The organism is Ruegeria sp. C6, assembly GCF_056537625.1.
The window spans coordinates 643,502-658,511 of the sequence record NZ_JBQFRW010000001.1; the positions used below are offsets into that span (position 1 = coordinate 643,502).

The 15,010-nt window shown below is 57.1% G+C and carries 17 protein-coding genes; 10 read left to right on the forward strand and 7 right to left on the reverse strand.

What is annotated here, in order from left to right; translation table 11 throughout:
- Window positions 1-112 precede the first annotated feature (112 nt).
- From ACR0MJ_RS03160 to rpsF, 5 genes are all read right to left on the reverse strand, one after another.
- Window positions 113-814: an autoinducer binding domain-containing protein gene (locus tag ACR0MJ_RS03160; protein WP_170396446.1), complete on the reverse strand. Its 702-nt coding sequence runs from the start codon at window positions 812-814 to the stop codon at window positions 113-115.
- 278 nt (window positions 815-1,092) lie between these two features.
- The gene (locus ACR0MJ_RS03165) at window positions 1,093-1,578 is read right to left on the reverse strand and encodes a transglycosylase SLT domain-containing protein (RefSeq protein ID WP_480759160.1); all 486 of its coding nucleotides are present in this window, start codon (window positions 1,576-1,578) and stop codon (window positions 1,093-1,095) included.
- A 153-nt stretch (window positions 1,579-1,731) separates the two neighbouring features.
- Window positions 1,732-2,352: a 50S ribosomal protein L9 gene (gene rplI, locus ACR0MJ_RS03170; RefSeq protein WP_170396450.1), complete on the reverse strand. Its 621-nt coding sequence runs from the start codon at window positions 2,350-2,352 to the stop codon at window positions 1,732-1,734.
- A 12-nt stretch (window positions 2,353-2,364) separates the two neighbouring features.
- Window positions 2,365-2,592 carry a 30S ribosomal protein S18 gene (rpsR, locus tag ACR0MJ_RS03175; protein WP_005608650.1) on the reverse strand — a complete coding sequence of 76 codons (228 nt, stop codon included), beginning with the start codon at window positions 2,590-2,592 and terminating at the stop codon, window positions 2,365-2,367.
- 27 nt (window positions 2,593-2,619) lie between these two features.
- On the reverse strand, window positions 2,620-2,973 hold the full coding sequence (gene rpsF / locus ACR0MJ_RS03180) for a 30S ribosomal protein S6 (RefSeq protein ID WP_068332653.1): 354 nt from the start codon (window positions 2,971-2,973) through the stop codon (window positions 2,620-2,622).
- Between the two features lie 374 nt (window positions 2,974-3,347).
- Between rpsF and ACR0MJ_RS03185 the strand changes: the two genes are divergently transcribed.
- Complete coding sequence (locus ACR0MJ_RS03185; protein ID WP_480759164.1) at window positions 3,348-3,761, forward strand: hypothetical protein; 414 nt, start codon at window positions 3,348-3,350, stop codon at window positions 3,759-3,761.
- 126 nt (window positions 3,762-3,887) lie between these two features.
- Window positions 3,888-4,460, forward strand: coding sequence for a YceI family protein (locus ACR0MJ_RS03190; RefSeq protein WP_170422240.1), 573 nt, complete (start codon window positions 3,888-3,890; stop codon window positions 4,458-4,460).
- Window positions 4,461-4,513: 53 nt separating this feature from the next.
- Here the strand turns inward: ACR0MJ_RS03190 and ACR0MJ_RS03195 are convergent, their stop codons facing one another.
- A complete protein-coding gene (locus tag ACR0MJ_RS03195; RefSeq protein WP_170396455.1) occupies window positions 4,514-5,743 on the reverse strand; it encodes a cytochrome b/b6 domain-containing protein in 1,230 nt (409 codons plus the stop codon).
- 172 nt (window positions 5,744-5,915) lie between these two features.
- Here ACR0MJ_RS03195 and fabD point away from each other — a divergent pair, with 172 nt between their 5' ends.
- The 7 genes from fabD to mltG all read left to right on the forward strand — a co-directional run bounded on the left by fabD (window position 5,916) and on the right by mltG (window position 12,254).
- Window positions 5,916-6,854 (forward strand): ACP S-malonyltransferase, encoded by a 939-nt coding sequence (fabD, locus tag ACR0MJ_RS03200; RefSeq protein ID WP_480759167.1) that lies wholly within the window; start codon window positions 5,916-5,918, stop codon window positions 6,852-6,854.
- 44 nt (window positions 6,855-6,898) lie between these two features.
- Window positions 6,899-7,636, forward strand: a complete 738-nt coding sequence (gene fabG, locus ACR0MJ_RS03205) for a 3-oxoacyl-[acyl-carrier-protein] reductase (RefSeq protein WP_480759171.1) — start codon at window positions 6,899-6,901, stop codon at window positions 7,634-7,636.
- Window positions 7,637-7,846: 210 nt separating this feature from the next.
- Window positions 7,847-8,080, forward strand: a complete 234-nt coding sequence (locus ACR0MJ_RS03210; protein ID WP_008756330.1) for an acyl carrier protein — start codon at window positions 7,847-7,849, stop codon at window positions 8,078-8,080.
- Window positions 8,081-8,220: 140 nt separating this feature from the next.
- Window positions 8,221-8,760 (forward strand): GNAT family N-acetyltransferase, encoded by a 540-nt coding sequence (locus tag ACR0MJ_RS03215; protein WP_170396461.1) that lies wholly within the window; start codon window positions 8,221-8,223, stop codon window positions 8,758-8,760.
- A gap of 123 nt (window positions 8,761-8,883) precedes the next feature.
- Window positions 8,884-9,627 carry a 1-(5-phosphoribosyl)-5-[(5-phosphoribosylamino)methylideneamino]imidazole-4-carboxamide isomerase gene (locus ACR0MJ_RS03220; RefSeq protein ID WP_170396463.1) on the forward strand — a complete coding sequence of 248 codons (744 nt, stop codon included), beginning with the start codon at window positions 8,884-8,886 and terminating at the stop codon, window positions 9,625-9,627.
- A gap of 203 nt (window positions 9,628-9,830) precedes the next feature.
- Window positions 9,831-11,096, forward strand: coding sequence for a beta-ketoacyl-ACP synthase II (gene fabF / locus ACR0MJ_RS03225; RefSeq protein WP_170403139.1), 1,266 nt, complete (start codon window positions 9,831-9,833; stop codon window positions 11,094-11,096).
- Window positions 11,097-12,254 (forward strand): endolytic transglycosylase MltG, encoded by a 1,158-nt coding sequence (mltG, locus tag ACR0MJ_RS03230; protein ID WP_480759174.1) that lies wholly within the window; start codon window positions 11,097-11,099, stop codon window positions 12,252-12,254.
- A 113-nt stretch (window positions 12,255-12,367) separates the two neighbouring features.
- Here mltG and ACR0MJ_RS03235 read toward each other — a convergent pair whose 3' ends face one another.
- Window positions 12,368-13,627 carry a DEAD/DEAH box helicase gene (locus ACR0MJ_RS03235; RefSeq protein ID WP_170396469.1) on the reverse strand — a complete coding sequence of 420 codons (1,260 nt, stop codon included), beginning with the start codon at window positions 13,625-13,627 and terminating at the stop codon, window positions 12,368-12,370.
- Between the two features lie 325 nt (window positions 13,628-13,952).
- Here ACR0MJ_RS03235 and ACR0MJ_RS03240 point away from each other — a divergent pair, with 325 nt between their 5' ends.
- A complete protein-coding gene (locus ACR0MJ_RS03240; RefSeq protein ID WP_480759176.1) occupies window positions 13,953-14,840 on the forward strand; it encodes a DMT family transporter in 888 nt (295 codons plus the stop codon).
- Window positions 14,841-15,010 lie beyond the last annotated feature (170 nt).

Below are 15,010 nucleotides of genomic sequence, written 5' to 3' on the forward strand. Positions count from 1 at the left end.
CCCTTCGAGTGATCTGTCTGTGGATAAGACGTTACCCGGTTTCCACAGCGAATCTATTGGGGGTTTCCCGTAATATTGGCTTTTTTTAGCCCAATTTCGGCAAAATTTGGCTTTATCCTGGGTAGATTAAGCCGATTCCGATGGCCCGACCGACAGCCTGCGGAGTCGTCAGTGCATTAAGCTTTTCGCGAGAAGAGCGCAAGTGCACCTCAACCGTGCGGTGCGAAATCGACAGGATATCGCCGATATCTTGTTGCGATTTACCCGCTGCGGCCCATTGCAAAATCTCCAATTCTCGGCTGGAGAGGGTCGGGTGGTACAGCATCCGGCTGATCGTATCCGATGTCATGACATTGTCATGGATGTGTACGGCCAATGATTGCAGGTCACTTATCACGTTGGGCACCAGTTTCTTCCACTCATCCCGGCTGCACTCGCGCACTGCGCTAAGCAAGCCGATATCTCCGTACGGCCCGCGAACCGGAATCGTAATGCCTTGATCTGGAATGCCAAAATCATGTGCATCGCGAAAAACGCGCTGGAAATCTTTACCGCGTTCCAGACGGCTCCAGTCGACCGGAGCGATACTGCGCTGGCTCATGTGCAGCGTCGGATCGATCAGGTGCAGGCCTTGCTCTTGATAGTGGGTTTTCCAGTCGTCCCCATAAGTCACATGGCCGTGAATCGTACCTGCAGCAGGATTCATACCCGCATAGGCTGCGTGGTCCATTTCATATTTGTCACAGACCTGACGCAGGAACTCGTCATACCGAGTATCCTGTTCGGGAAGAGTGCTGAGATCAACAATATCCATACGGTAACGACCAGTTAGACCCGAGTGAGCGGGCGGATCCCCTTGGCCAGGAAAATGATACTGTCTTCCCTGACGTCAAGCAGGACACCACATTTCGCTTGTCAAGACAAGAAGATGTGGGAAATGTCTGCCTTTTATAGGTAAATGTGCCTTTCGGGCACACAATTACGCACCTTTAAAAGATTTAACGTCAGAGTTGTGCAGTAGGTCATGGGATTCGCCGTGGCATTTCGAAGGTTATGTATGTGCATTACAATCGAAATGCGAATTAAACATGCCTATTCTGTGGCAGAAACCAGACCCGTCTCGACGAGCATGCCTCTGGCCTTTGCTTCGGGCCAATATCCTTTGGCATAAAGAAAGATGGCACGTTGCTGATCTCCATCAGACAAAAGCCAGGCACCTCGCAGGTATTTTCCGGCAAACTCCAGATTGGTATCGGCGTCCAGCAGGCCTTCGGCATTTCCAGTATAACCCATTGATCGCGCAGTGGCCGGGAGGATTTGCAGAAGCCCATAATAGGGCCGGTTCACCGCCCACGGCCGATGTGTACTTTCACGGATGGCCAGCTTGTGCACCAACTCCCGCGGGAGCTCGTAGTGGTCAGCCCATTTATTAATCGAAACGCGAAGCTCGGGTGTTTCATTGGGGTAGAGGGGGGGATCGAACGTATCGCCGGAACCCGAGCTGCCAGGACTGCCACAAGCTGCAAGCGGTGCCATAAGCAACAAGGTTAAGACGTGGCGACGAAGGAGGGGGGTCATCAAAATACTCCTGATTGCGAATGGCGATGATATGAAACCCTCGCCGGTCTGCAAGGCCAGGCGAACAATCGGGCCGAATTTTGCTTGCGATGTAACAAAAAGAAAAAGGGCCGCGTAAAAGCGCGGCCCTTTGATATTGGATATGCAGTCAGATCAGGCTTTTGCTTCGTCTTCTTCGACCGGAGCTTCTTCGGCAACCAGATCTTCGTCTTCCGAAGCGGCAGAGCCTATGTCGTCGAACAGCTCGGCGATCTCGAATTCGGCAGCGGCTTCTTCTTCAGCAGCCAGTTCCTGGATCGATTTGCCCGATGCCTGCAGTTCGGCTTCTTCTTCCGAACGTGCGACGTTCATCTTGATCTCGACTTCTACCTCGGGGTGCAGGTTGACTGCGACCGAGTGCAGACCCAGTTCCTTAATCGGAGCGATCAGGGCAATCTGTTTCTTGTCGACGGTGAAACCAGCTTCGGTTGCAGCGTCTGCGGCGTCACGCGGGGTGACCGAACCGTACAGAGCGCCGGCATCCGATGCCGAGCGAATCACGATGAACTGCTGACCGTCCAGCTTTTCAGCCAGCGCTTCAGCTTCTTTCTTAGTTTCCAGGTTGCGTGCCTCAAGCTGCGCTTTCTGGGCTTCGAACGACGCGATGTTGGCGTTCGATGCGCTCAGCGCTTTGCCTTGGGGCAGCAGGAAGTTGCGGGCGTAGCCGGGCTTGACGTCAACGACGTCGCCCATCTGACCCAGTTTCGCAACGCGTTCCAGAAGGATAACTTGCATGTCAGTCTCTCCTTACTTCACGGCGTAGGGCAGCAGGGCGAGGAAGCGGGCGCGCTTGATAGCACGGGCCAGTTCACGCTGCTTTTTCGCCGAAACGGCGGTGATGCGCGAAGGTACGATCTTGCCACGCTCAGAGATGTAGCGCTGCAGCAGACGAGTGTCTTTGTAGTCGATTTTCGGCGCGTTCTCACCCGAGAACGGGCAGACCTTGCGGCGGCGGAAAAATGGTTTTGCGGCCATGGTTTATGTCCTTTCGTCAGGCGTTGATCAGCGGCGCTCGCGGCGGCCTTCGCGCTCATCGCGCTTCTGCATCTGGACCGAAGGGCCCTCGGCATGCTCGTCGACCTTGATGGTCAGAACGCGCATCACGTCATCATGCAGGCGCATCAGGCGTTCCATTTCCTGAACCGCACCCGAAGGGGCATCGGTTTTCAGGAAGGCATAGTGGCCTTTGCGGTTCTTGTTGATCTTGTAAGCCATCGTCTTGACGCCCCAGTACTCGCTTTCGACGACGTTGCCGCCGTTGTCAGCCAGAACGGTGCCGAAATGTTCGACAAGGCTTTCTGCCTGCGCGTTGGACAAATCCTGACGCGCGATCATTACATGCTCATACAGTGGCATGTGCACTCCTGTTTATATCAAGGCGCATTTCAAAGGCGGGGCCATATGGTCCTTCGCGACCCTGCCACGAGAGGCTGCGCGATTCATAACTCCTGCGAAGGATGGCCCCGTATACACGTTTGAGCGGGCGGGGCAAGCCCTGCCACATATGCCTTTGTGAAGTCGCCCTATTTCCACTGGTGCGCCCAATTCCTGACGCTTTTCGCCCCGAGGTTGTTCATGAAGCCGGGAGGACCCGGTAGATTGGAAAACATAGACAGGGCAAGACAATGGCCGTCATGAACACAAACACTTTTGAACAATCGGCGCCTGCCGCGGTATTTGATAAATCCGTCCCCGTTCTGATTACGTTTGCGCCGAATTGGCGGGCTCGGATGTTTCTTCTGCGTGCCGTTGGTGTCTTTCTGATCGTGTCGGCCTTTTCGATGTGGTTGATGCCGGGTTCGGTTATGGGGGCCGAGGTTTGGCCTATCAAGTTGGTCGCTTCACTGATGTTCCTGATTGTTGGCGTCAGCCTGCTGACCATCGAGGTGATGGATGCGCGCCCAGACGCCTATTTTGACCCAATCCGCCGCGAGGTTCGCATTCTGCAGAAAAACGAAAACGGTCGGCCGCAAACGGTATTGCGCCGCAGCTACGACTCGCTGGGTGGCGCGCGTTTCGCTGACGACCAGGTCGAACTGTACGATGTAGACGGAAGCCTGCTGATGAAGCTACCACTGGAATCGGCGGATGTTGGCTCAGCGCTCAAAGGTCAACTCAGCCAAAACGTAACAATTTTCGCCTGATTTTTATTCTGTTCAAAAAGGAACAGAAGTTGTGAATCAAAAAAACTTGTGTGCCGCCCTTGGGCGGCACATTTTCGTAGGTGAGCAACCCACCCGGTTTGCAACAACACCATTGCGGAGATTGTTATGAAATCCACCCTTATTGCTGCTGCTTTGGCCGTATCGGCGACCACAGCATTCGCCAGTGCTGAAAAATACGTTTTGGACTCCAGCCATAGCCAGGTCATCTTCAGTTGGAACCACCTTGGCTTTTCGACCACCACGGGCATGTTTTCGGGCTTTGAGGGCGAAATCATGTTTGATCAGGAAGACCCGGCAGCATCGAGCGTGACTGTTTCGATGCCGGTCGTTGAGATGATCACCGGTTGGAAACCGCGCGAAGATCACTTCATGACCGAAGATTTCTTTGGCGCAGCCGAAGGTGATCTGGTGACCTTCACTTCAACTGGTATTGAGGTCACTGGCGAGAACACAGCCAACATCACCGGTGATCTGACCATGAATGGTGTCACCAAATCCGTGGTTCTGGATGCCAAGCTGAACCAAGTGGGTGAACACCCGATGGCGGGCAAGCCATGGGCCGGATTTGACGCCACCACGACGCTGGTGCGCAGCGATTTTGATTTGGGCCAATTCGCTCCATTCGTGGGTGACGAGGTCGAGGTCAAGATTTCGATCGAGGCACAGAAGGCCGACTAATCCCTTCATGATCCCAAAAAGAAACCGTCGGGGTTATGCGCCCCGGCGGTTTTTTATTTGTTGTCGCGTTCTGCCGTCAATTCGACTGCCACGATAACCGTGAACCCCAACGAATCTTCGGTGGGTTGCGATGTTCCAACGTCGAAATCCATTCGGTTGAGTTCCAGATTCCCCGACATCGTCGCTGCATCGTCGGCCAGTTCCAGCGTAAATGGCAGGACGACATCGATAGATTTGTCCCGGATTGTCAGAGGTCCTCGCGCCTCATAACCCGCATCCGTTTTGAACAGGTCGGCCTTAAATTGAGCCGTAGGAAACTGCGCACTGTCAAAGAAATCCGCACCCATCGCTTGGTCGGTGACTGTGCCGAGGCTGAGTGAACCAATGGCAATCGTTACATCGACGGAACCGGCCAACCCCGGCTCGGCGGGATCCTCAAACGCTATCGCTGCAGTCCAGTCAGCAAACTCGCCGCTTACGGGACTGCCCAATTGCGAGATAGTAATCGACAGGGATCCGTCTTCGACCTCCCATTCCGATTGAACTTGCGCAAGTTCGGCCGTGTCTTCGGTTGCTTTGGACTGGTCGTCAAAGACACCGGTGGACCAACCTCCGACCAGCACCGCGCCCCAGATTGCCAAGGCGGCGAAGGCGGGAACAATGGAATGGTGCTGCGCCGGGGGTTCCGGCGCGTCCGATTGGCCGGGCAGCATACGGCGCAGGGTACTGTCTTTGTCCACGACATGGTGTTTCAGCGCGCCCGCTATGTGCAGCACGAGCGCCACACCCAGGGCCCAGACGAAAAGCCAATGCAGGCTGGCGCTGATGTCGGCAAGGAAAGCTGACTTCGGAATAAGCGGCAGGTTCTGACCAAGGGGCCATAGGATCGGCGCGAAGCCGTCGGTGGCGGCGTGGTGGATCCAGCCGCTGAGCGGAGCCAGTACAAGCGAGCCGTACAGCAGCCAGTGCACAGTTTCGGCGGCGAAGGCCTCGGGTTTGTTTTCAGCGTTCAGCAAGCCCGGCTTCGTCTGGGTAACAGCCCAAAGGATTCGGGCCAGTGCGACGAAGAACACGGTAACACCAATGGTTTTGTGCAGTGAAAACAGCTGGGCGGCGCGGGCGATGTCATCCTCGGTCGTGGGAATGCTCGGATCGTAAATCGCATGGGCCAATTGGTTCGCGAACCAGCCCAGCGGCAGAGCCGTCAGGATCAGTAGTGCGGTCAGCCAGTGAAATGCTTTGGTTACACCACCATAGCTGGACCGGGTGTTGGTAAGGGGCATCGATTGGCTCTCCGAGTTTCTGAATTGAGGGTAAGTTAAATGGATGCCGTGTGGACACAAGACAGAGAAATGCACAGTAAAGGTGTCCTGATGCAGAACGCAGGCAATGCTTGTGCCGCGCCGATTGTCAGTTTAAACCCCGCCGAAATCTGACGTCACGCAAGAGGCACCAATGACACGCGCGTTTGTTTTCCCCGGGCAGGGCGCCCAGACCATCGGAATGGGCAAGGCCTTGGCTGAGGCATATCCAGCCGCCCGCGCCGTTTTCGATGAGGTCGATGAGGCCTTGGGCGAAAAACTGAGCGATCTGATCTGGGACGGCGATATCGCAGAGCTGACCCTGACTCAGAATGCACAGCCCGCGCTGATGGCAACCTCGATGGCCGCAATGCGCGCACTTGAGGCCGAAGGCGTTTCGATTTCAATAGCATCTTATGTGGCGGGTCACTCGCTGGGTGAATACTCGGCGCTGGCTGCGGCCGGAGCCTTGACGGTTGCCGATACTGCCCGCCTGCTGCGGACGCGCGGGCAGGCCATGCAAAGTGCAGTGCCGGTGGGCGAGGGCGCAATGGCCGCCATTCTGGGGCTCGATCTTGAAGCGGTGCGCGCCGTTGCGGACGAGGCCGCGCAAGATGAGGTCTGTCAGGCAGCCAATGACAACGACCCGACCCAGATTGTTGTGTCTGGTTCAAAGGCCGCTGTTGAGCGCGCAGCCGAGATCGCCAAGGAAAAAGGTGCCAAGCGTGCAATTATGTTGCCGGTAAGTGCTCCATTTCACTGTGCGCTGATGCAGCCTGCGGCAGATGTAATGGCAGAGGCTTTGGCCTCGGTTGAAATCAAAGCGCCTGCCGTGCCTTTGGTTGCGAATGTTCGCGCCGAAGCTGTGGCTGATCCAGATATGATCCGTCAGTTGCTGGTGGAACAGGTCACCGGCTCGGTTCGGTGGCGTGAGAGCGTACAGTACATGGTCGCGCAGGGTGTGACCGAAGCGTGGGAGATCGGCGCGGGCAAAGCTCTGTCGGGAATGATCCGCAAGATCGATCGAGCATTGGCGTGCACAGCGGTCGGGGCGCCTGAAGATGTACAAAAAGCCGTTAACCCCGGCGCATGAACAAGGGACAGCCGCCGGATTCGGCGGCCAGAGAGGAAACATAGATGTTTGATTTGACAAGTAAGAATGCGCTAATCACCGGTGCTTCGGGTGGTATTGGCGGCGATATCGCCCGCGCGCTTTACGACGCTGGTGCAACTGTTGGCCTTTCCGGAACGCGCGTGGAGCCTCTGCAAGCTCTGGCCGACAGCCTTGGCGATCGTGCGCATGTCTTGCCGTGTAACCTGAGCGATCCCGAAGCCGTCGAGGCCCTGCCGAAACAAGCGGCTGAGGCGATGGGCTCGGTTGATATTCTGGTGAACAACGCAGGCATCACACGCGATAACCTGTTCATGCGCATGTCGGATGAAGAATGGCAGAGCGTGATCGACGTGAACATGACCGCAACGATGAAGCTGTGCAAAGGCGTGATCAGGGGCATGATGAAGGCGCGCTGGGGTCGGATCGTCAATGTCTCGTCCGTTGTGGCTGCGATCGGAAACCCAGGGCAAGCGAACTATGCTGCCTCCAAGGCCGGCATGATCGGCTTTTCCAAGGCGCTGGCGCATGAGGTTGCGACCCGTGGCATTACCGTTAATGCGGTTGCGCCGGGCTTTATCACCACCGCGATGACCGAGAAGCTGACGGATGAGCAAAAGAAGGGTCTGCTGCTCAAGGTTCCGGCCGGTCGTATGGGTGATCCGCAGGAAATCGCAGCCGCTGTGCTGTATCTGGCAAGCCCTGAAGCAGGTTATGTTACCGGAAGCACCTTGCATGTGAATGGCGGTATGGCCATGTTGTAATCGCAATTCAGGGTGGGCGCGAAAGCGTTTGCCTTGTGCGTTGTCTGTGCTATAGGCGGCGCATATGCGCAGGAACCGGTCCAAGGGCCGGTTCTCTGATTTCCCGGGGACCCGGGACCCAAACCGCCCGGAAAGGGCAAAACAAGTCCACCCCGAACGGGCAAGGGCAGAACCGGGCGGACAGCCCTGAAATTGAAATGAGGAATAGACATGAGCGACGTCGCAGATCGCGTAAAGAAGATCGTTGTTGAGCACCTGGGTGTTGAAGAGGACAAGGTTGCCGAAAACGCCTCGTTCATCGACGATCTGGGCGCAGACAGCCTGGACACCGTTGAGCTGGTAATGGCGTTCGAAGAAGAGTTCGGCATCGAGATTCCGGACGACGCAGCCGAGACCATCCAGACCTTTGGCGACGCGGTCAAATTCATCAGCGAAGCTTCCTAAGCTGACCTGACTGAGACAAAAACGGCGCTTCCGGGCAACGGAAGCGCCGTTTTTTATGCTCTGCCACATTTCGCGCTTGCTTTGAGGCGTTGAGGCTCCGCACTCTGACACCTGAGGCAAGTTTCTGAGCGGGCAAGGGCATGATAAGATCCACCCCGATGATCAATACGGCGCGTCTGACCTTGTGTGCAATGCGCCCCGAGGATTTCAACCGGTTCGCCGAAATCTGGCGCGACCCCGAAGTTGTACGCCATATCGGAGGCACCCCGAAAACGCGCGGCGAGGCGTGGGATTCTTTCCTGCGCAACGCTGGACATTGGCAGATGACCGGGTTCGGTCAATGGGGTGTGATGCTGCAGTCGAATCGTACTCTGATCGGGCAAGCCGGGTTCTTCTATGGCAACCGGTCTCTGGGCGATGATTTCGATGGTTTTCCCGAAGCCGGCTGGGTTCTGGCCCCTGACATGCAGGGGCAAGGATACGGGTGTGAGGCCGCGCAGGCGGCGCACGACTGGTTCGACCGGATCATTCCGGGCCCGTTGGTTGCGCTGATCGACGCGGACCATGCAGCCTCACAGCGATTGGCTGAAAAGCTGGGCTACAAGCTGTTGCGCGAAGCTGAATACCGCGGCACCCCCGTTCATCTGTTTCGCCGTGACGGACCTCCTACACGGGTGTGAAACGCATTAGGCAGTGCGATGCCGCAAAATGGACGAGCTTTGCCGATCTTGTGAAACAAAGCGGCAAACTGAGACTCTATGCTATCGTGGAATTACGGAATGATTCAGCGGAGGATATGAATCATGATGATTTACCCCACGATGGAGTTGCAGAACGGTCGGTGCGTTACGCTGGACAAGGGGCGTCTGGATGAAGCGATGATCTGGCATGTAGATCCAGTCGAGACCGCGCGCGGCTGGTCTGCGGCTGGAGCGGAATGGATGCAGCTTACGGATTTTGACGCGATCGAGGGCCGGGATACCAATTCCGAACTGATCGAAGAAATCATTCGCTCCTCTGAAATGTCAGTGCAGCTGGCAGGGGGGATGCGGACCCGCGAGCATGTTGAACATTGGATCAACAAAGGGGCCGGTCGAATCGTGATTGGCACACTTGCGGCCTGGGACCCGCAGTTGGTTAAGGAACTGGCCAAGCTTTATCCCGACCAGATCGTGTTGGCGGTTGATGTTTGGCAAGGGCAAGTGATGACCGAAGGTTGGCGCAGCCAAAGTGCGTTTACCCCGGAAGCCTTCATCGAAGCTTTCGCGGATACGCCTCTTGCTGCCATTCTGGTGACCGATATCGATAGCGATATGGAAGACGTCGAGGCGCAGCTGGGTCTGATTTCAGGACTGGCCGAAAAATCGCGTACACCGATCATAGCCAGCGGTGTCGTGCGTACCAGCGACGATATCTCTCGTCTCGCCTATATCTCGAATATTTCGGGTGCGATCGTTGGCCGGGCACTGTTCCGCAAGTCCGTCGATCTGTCCGAAGCATTGGAAGTCGCCCAATCGGCACACGAGCCAGTCGCCGAGTTCCAGTAAACTTCAGTACCAGACGACCCGCCTTTCCCGTTGAAGGAAGGGCGGGTTTTTGCTTTTCAGGCATCGTTCAACTCAATTGACAGAGGATTTGAACAGGTTACGGCACAAGGATGCCGGTTCAGAATATGCCGTTGCTCTTGCCCCCGCACCCCGGGCCGGGGTATGAGCGGTTCTCATAACAGGAAGCAGGCAAGAGGCACTTCATGCGCAGAGTCGTTGTAACCGGTCTTGGATTGGTCACTCCTTTGGCCAGTGGGGTTGAGGAAACATGGTCACGGCTGCTGGATGGAGAATCCGGCGCAGGACCAATCACGCAGTTTGATGCCGAGGCAAGCGGGGTCACCACGACCTATGCCTGCGAAGTGCCGCGCGGAGATGGCACCAATGGGACATTCAACCCCGACGACTGGATGCCGCCGAAAGAACAGCGCAAGATCGAGGATTTCATCCTATATTCCATCGCTGCAGCCGAGATGGCTTGCAAGGATGCCAATTGGCTGCCCGAAGACGAAGAAGACCGCCTGCGCACTGGCGTTCTGATTGGGTCCGGTATCGGTGGGCTGGGATCAATTGCCAACACGGCCAACCTGATCCGCGACAAAGGTCCGCGCAGGGTTTCTCCGTTCTTTATCCCGGGCGCGCTAATCAATCTGGCCTCGGGGCAGGTTTCGATCCGTCATGGGTTCAAGGGGCCGAACCACTCGGTCGTGACTGCTTGCTCGACCGGTGCCCATGCGATCGGTGATGCCAGCCGCATCATCCGCGCCGGGGATGCAGACGTGATGATCGCAGGCGGCGGCGAGGGCTGTATTTGCGAAATCGGTATCGCCGGCTTCAACGCCTGCAAGGCGCTGTCGACCAAATACGCCGATGATCCGAAGAAAGCGAGCCGCCCCTATGACATCGACCGCGACGGTTTCGTCATGGGCGAAGGTGCAGGCATTGTAGTTCTTGAGGATTACGAACACGCCAAAGCGCGCGGTGCCAAGATCTATGCCGAGGTTCTGGGCTACGGCATGTCCGGCGACGCCTACCACATCACCGCGCCGTCTGAGGATGGCGACGGGGCTGAGCGCTCGATGAAAGCCGCATTGCGCAGCGCAGGTTTGGAACCGAAGGATCTGGATTACATCAACGCGCATGGCACCTCGACCATGGCGGATACAATTGAACTGGGTGCAGTTGAGCGCCTGCTGGGCGATCATGCCAGCAATGCGACTATGACCTCGACCAAATCGGCCACCGGTCACCTGCTGGGCGCTGCTGGCGCGATTGAGGCGATCTTTTCGATCCTTGCGATCCGCGATCAGGTTGCACCGCCGACCATCAACCTGGACAACCCTGCGGTGGAGACTCCGATCGACTTGGCACCGAATGCAAAACGAGAGCGTGAGATCAACGTGGCCTTGTCAAATTCGTTCGGCTTCGGCGGCACCAATGCAAGTGTGATCTTCGGAAAGGTCAACTAAATGTGGCGAGCGCTCGCTTCGAACGCGTTGACAATACTGATCGTTGGGCTGTTCCTGATGGGCGGTGTCGTCCTGTGGGGGCAGTCGCAATACAAGTCCGAAGGACCGCTGGAAACCGCGATCTGCCTGCAGGTAAAGCCAGGCTCCAACATGACACGGGTCAGCCGTGACCTCGAGGATCAAGGTGCGATCAGCAGCGGGTTGATTTTCCGCTTAGCTGCTGATTACACAGACAAATCTCAGCAGCTGAAAGCGGGTAGCTTTCTGGTTCGCGAAGGCGCGTCGATGGAGCAAATCGTCGACGACATAACTCATAGCGGCGCCAGCACTTGCGGGACCGAGATCGAATACCGCATTGGCGTGACCCGTATGCAGACCCGCGTGCGGGAGCTGAACCCGGCGACTCTGGATTTTGATGAGGTGGCTTCCTTTGTGATCGGCGAAGAGGACGCCCCGGAAGTTTATGCAGAAAAACGCGGTGAGGCGGATACGCGTTATCGCATCTCGTTAGCTGAAGGCGTCACCAGTTGGCAGATTGTTGAGTCGCTAAAGGCGATGGATTTGCTAACCGGCGAAGTAGCCGATTTGCCCGCTGAAGGGATGTTGGCCCCTGACAGTTATGAGGTCAGACCCGGTGAAGATCGGAATGCAATTCTTGCTGAAATGCAGGAAAAACAGCAGCTTAGAATCAACGCAGCGTGGGAGGGGCGTCAGGATGGTTTACCTCTGAACAGCCCCGAAGAGATGCTGATTTTGGCTTCGATCATCGAAAAAGAAACAGGTCAGCCGGAAGAGCGTGGCCAGGTAGCCAGCGTTTTCGTTAACCGTCTGAACCAAGGTATGAGGCTGCAGACAGACCCGACGGTGATCTATGGTGTAACCAAAGGGCAGGGTACTTTGGGTCGCGGTTTGCGGCAAAGCGAACTGCGCGGTGCGACGCCTTGGAACACCTATGTCATCGAAGGGCTGCCACCCACCCCGATTGCCAATCCGGGTCTTGCGAGCCTTGAGGCTGCGGTGGCACCTGACAACACGGATTTCATCTTCTTTGTTGCGGACGGAACCGGTGGTCATGCCTTTGCCGAGACCCTGCAAGAGCACAATCGCAACGTCGCAAAGTGGCGTGAGATCGAGGCTGAGCGGAATTCCGGGAACTGATTCAATCGTCCGTGTTGTGCAGGTTTGAAGCGGCACTTTGTCCGACTTGTACAACACGAATCTCTGACCCCGATAAAGCAACGGCCCGGTCAATCGACCGGGCCGTTTCTTATTCAGGCCGCTTTCGCGCGACGCGGTCGGCGGCGTCTCTGACCGCCCGGTTTGGGCGCACCAGAGTGCTGAGGTTTCGGGCCGCGACGGCGGTTGCTTGGACGGCGCGGGGTTTTCTTTGGTGAGATTGCTTCAGGCATCTCACCGCTGGCGACCGGGATTTCGATCTTCATCAGCTTCTGAATCTGACGCAGCAGGTCGACCTCTTCCGCCGAGCAGAAGGCAATGGCCTCGCCCTCGCGGCCTGCACGAGCGGTGCGGCCGATGCGGTGGACATAGTTGTCCGGTACCTCGGGCAGGTCGTAGTTGATCACATAGGCCACGCCCGGAATATCGATGCCGCGCGCGGCGACGTCGGTAGCGACCAGAACATTGACCTCACCGGCGCGGAACGCCTTGATTGCGCGGTCGCGCTGGCCCTGACTTTTGTTGCCGTGGATCGAGGCTGCATTGTAGCCATCGGCGACAAGCCCCTTCATCAGCTTTTCCGCTCCGTGTTTGGTACGAGAAAAGACCAGCGTCAGCGCGTCCATGTCAGCCGAGAGGATCTCGCGCAGTTTGGCGGGTTTTGCAGGCTTTTCAACAAAGTGGATCGACTGCGTGATCTTGTCGGCTGCTTTGCCGGGGGGCGAGACCTGCACCCGTTGCGGGTTGGTCAAATAGGCACGGCTGAGCTCTTCCATTTGCTTCGGCATGGTGGCTGAGAACAGCATGGTTTGGCGCGGCGTGCCCAGTTCCGGCGCGATCCGACGCAGGGCATGGATGAAGCCCATATCGAGCATCTGGTCAGCCTCGTCCAGTACGAGGTGCTTGACTGAACCCAGATTAACCGCACCGCGATCCATCAGGTCGATCAGGCGACCGGGGGTGGCGACAAGAATGTCGGTGCCGCGCGCCAGAAACATGATCTGCTTGTTGATCGACTGACCGCCAACCACGGTCGCGACGCGGATCTTGGTTTTCTTGGTTAAGTTGCGAAGGCTGTCGGCGATCTGGTTGACCAACTCGCGGGTGGGCGCAAGGATCAGCGCCTTGGCGGTTTTGGGATCGGGCTTGCCGGGCTGGGCCAGCAGATGGTCGATCAGCGGCAGGCCAAAGGCCAATGTCTTACCTGTACCGGTCTGGGCGAGGCCAAGGATATCGTGACCATTCAGGGCCAGCGGGATCGCCTGGTTCTGGATCGGGGTCGGTTGAGTGAAGTTGGCGCGTTTGAGCGCATCATTTAGAGCGGGCGCAAGGCCCAGCATATCGAAGTCGAACAAATAACTATCCTTTACAGCCCGAGGCAAAGGTCCACGGGCAAGTCGTGATGGGCCGCTTCCGCGACCGGCAGGGGTTGTGCGAAACCTCAGGACGTGCAGGCGTTCCCTGCAGCATCTGATTGTCGCGTCAAGAACCCTGCGTGATGGGGAACTATGGGTGAATCGGGCGCTGTTGGGGGCGGTGTCGCCCACGTGCTCACGCGGTAGCGTTGTTTGAGGGGCACATGCGCCTTGCGGTCGCGATTGTCAAGCGCCGTGTCGGCCATAAGCTTGCGCGGGTTGCGCGTTTGCCAGATACGGTTCGGAAGGTTTTATGAGTCGGGTCATGACATTCAGAGCTTTACACGGAGCGGATTTGAGGACCGCCAGCGTCGCCCTTGTCATCGGCGGGATGATGTGGGGGCTGTACTGGATTCCGGTTCGCTACTTTGTCGACCAAGGACTGGATGGCCCATGGCCCGGTATTGTGATGTACACCTCGGCGTTGATCGTACTGACGCCTTTCCTGATGCGCGAACGGCAAGCGCTTTTGAAAGACTGGCGCGGGCTGATCTTGAGCGGGATGTTCACCGGTGCTGCGTTCAGCTTGTTTACCATCAGTCTGGTTTACACAGATGTCGTCCGGTCAATCCTGCTGTTCTATCTGACACCGGTCTGGGGAACGATCCTTGGAATGGTGTTTCTGGGTGAACGTCTTGGCCCGGCGCGCGTGCTGGGCTTACTCTGCGGTCTGGGTGGCATGTTCATCGTGCTTGGCGGAGAACAGGGGTTTCCTTGGCCGCGCAATACTGGAGACTGGCTGGCCCTGATCTCGGGGATCACTTGGGCGATGGGATCGCTGGGGCTTTATCGGACGTCCGGTATCTCTGTTCCGGGGCAGGTTTTTGCCTTTGTTTCAGGCGCTTTGGTGTTGTCTCTGCTGAGCGTTCCATTCAGCGGCGGTTTGGCGTCATCAGAGGCAGTCGGCGAGATGGTTATACGTATCGGCCCGGTCGCGTTGCTGTCGGTCCTGTACACCTTGCCGATGTTTTTTCTGACGATTTGGCCCGCAACCAAGCTTACCCCGGCACGCGTTGGTCTACTGCTGATGAGCGAAGTTGTGGTGGGCCTGATCTCGGCGGCGGTCTTCTCGGGCGAGCCGTTTGGGATGAGAGAAGCATTGGGTGCGGCTTTGATCGTAAGCGCTGCGTTTCTTGAGGTCATGCGGGGCTGATCGTTAACGGATCGGACGCCGGGTGTTGCATCTTCGTTGCGTAACGCGTTGACTTTGCGCGCTTTTCTTGGTACGAATTATGTCATGCTAGAAGAGGTGGGCAACGGCCCCGGGGCGACCCGGCGGTCGTTTTTCGTTTCTCTCGTGCGGAAAAACTCACGCATGAGGTC

Bases quoted from the DNA above. Each gene is read 5' to 3' on its own strand.
- ACR0MJ_RS03160 (WP_170396446.1), bottom strand. From the start codon at position 814: ATGGATATTGTTGATCTCAGCACTCTTCCCGAACAGGATACTCGGTAT.
- ACR0MJ_RS03165 (WP_480759160.1), bottom strand. From the start codon at position 1,578: ATGACCCCCCTCCTTCGTCGCCACGTCTTAACCTTGTTGCTTATGGCA.
- rplI (WP_170396450.1), bottom strand. From the start codon at position 2,352: ATGCAAGTTATCCTTCTGGAACGCGTTGCGAAACTGGGTCAGATGGGC.
- rpsR (WP_005608650.1), bottom strand. From the start codon at position 2,592: ATGGCCGCAAAACCATTTTTCCGCCGCCGCAAGGTCTGCCCGTTCTCG.
- rpsF (WP_068332653.1), bottom strand. From the start codon at position 2,973: ATGCCACTGTATGAGCATGTAATGATCGCGCGTCAGGATTTGTCCAAC.
- ACR0MJ_RS03185 (WP_480759164.1), top strand. From the start codon at position 3,348: ATGTTTCTTCTGCGTGCCGTTGGTGTCTTTCTGATCGTGTCGGCCTTT.
- ACR0MJ_RS03190 (WP_170422240.1), top strand. From the start codon at position 3,888: ATGAAATCCACCCTTATTGCTGCTGCTTTGGCCGTATCGGCGACCACA.
- ACR0MJ_RS03195 (WP_170396455.1), bottom strand. From the start codon at position 5,743: ATGCCCCTTACCAACACCCGGTCCAGCTATGGTGGTGTAACCAAAGCA.
- fabD (WP_480759167.1), top strand. From the start codon at position 5,916: ATGACACGCGCGTTTGTTTTCCCCGGGCAGGGCGCCCAGACCATCGGA.
- fabG (WP_480759171.1), top strand. From the start codon at position 6,899: ATGTTTGATTTGACAAGTAAGAATGCGCTAATCACCGGTGCTTCGGGT.
- ACR0MJ_RS03210 (WP_008756330.1), top strand. From the start codon at position 7,847: ATGAGCGACGTCGCAGATCGCGTAAAGAAGATCGTTGTTGAGCACCTG.
- ACR0MJ_RS03215 (WP_170396461.1), top strand. From the start codon at position 8,221: ATGATAAGATCCACCCCGATGATCAATACGGCGCGTCTGACCTTGTGT.
- ACR0MJ_RS03220 (WP_170396463.1), top strand. From the start codon at position 8,884: ATGATGATTTACCCCACGATGGAGTTGCAGAACGGTCGGTGCGTTACG.
- fabF (WP_170403139.1), top strand. From the start codon at position 9,831: ATGCGCAGAGTCGTTGTAACCGGTCTTGGATTGGTCACTCCTTTGGCC.
- mltG (WP_480759174.1), top strand. From the start codon at position 11,097: ATGTGGCGAGCGCTCGCTTCGAACGCGTTGACAATACTGATCGTTGGG.
- ACR0MJ_RS03240 (WP_480759176.1), top strand. From the start codon at position 13,953: ATGACATTCAGAGCTTTACACGGAGCGGATTTGAGGACCGCCAGCGTC.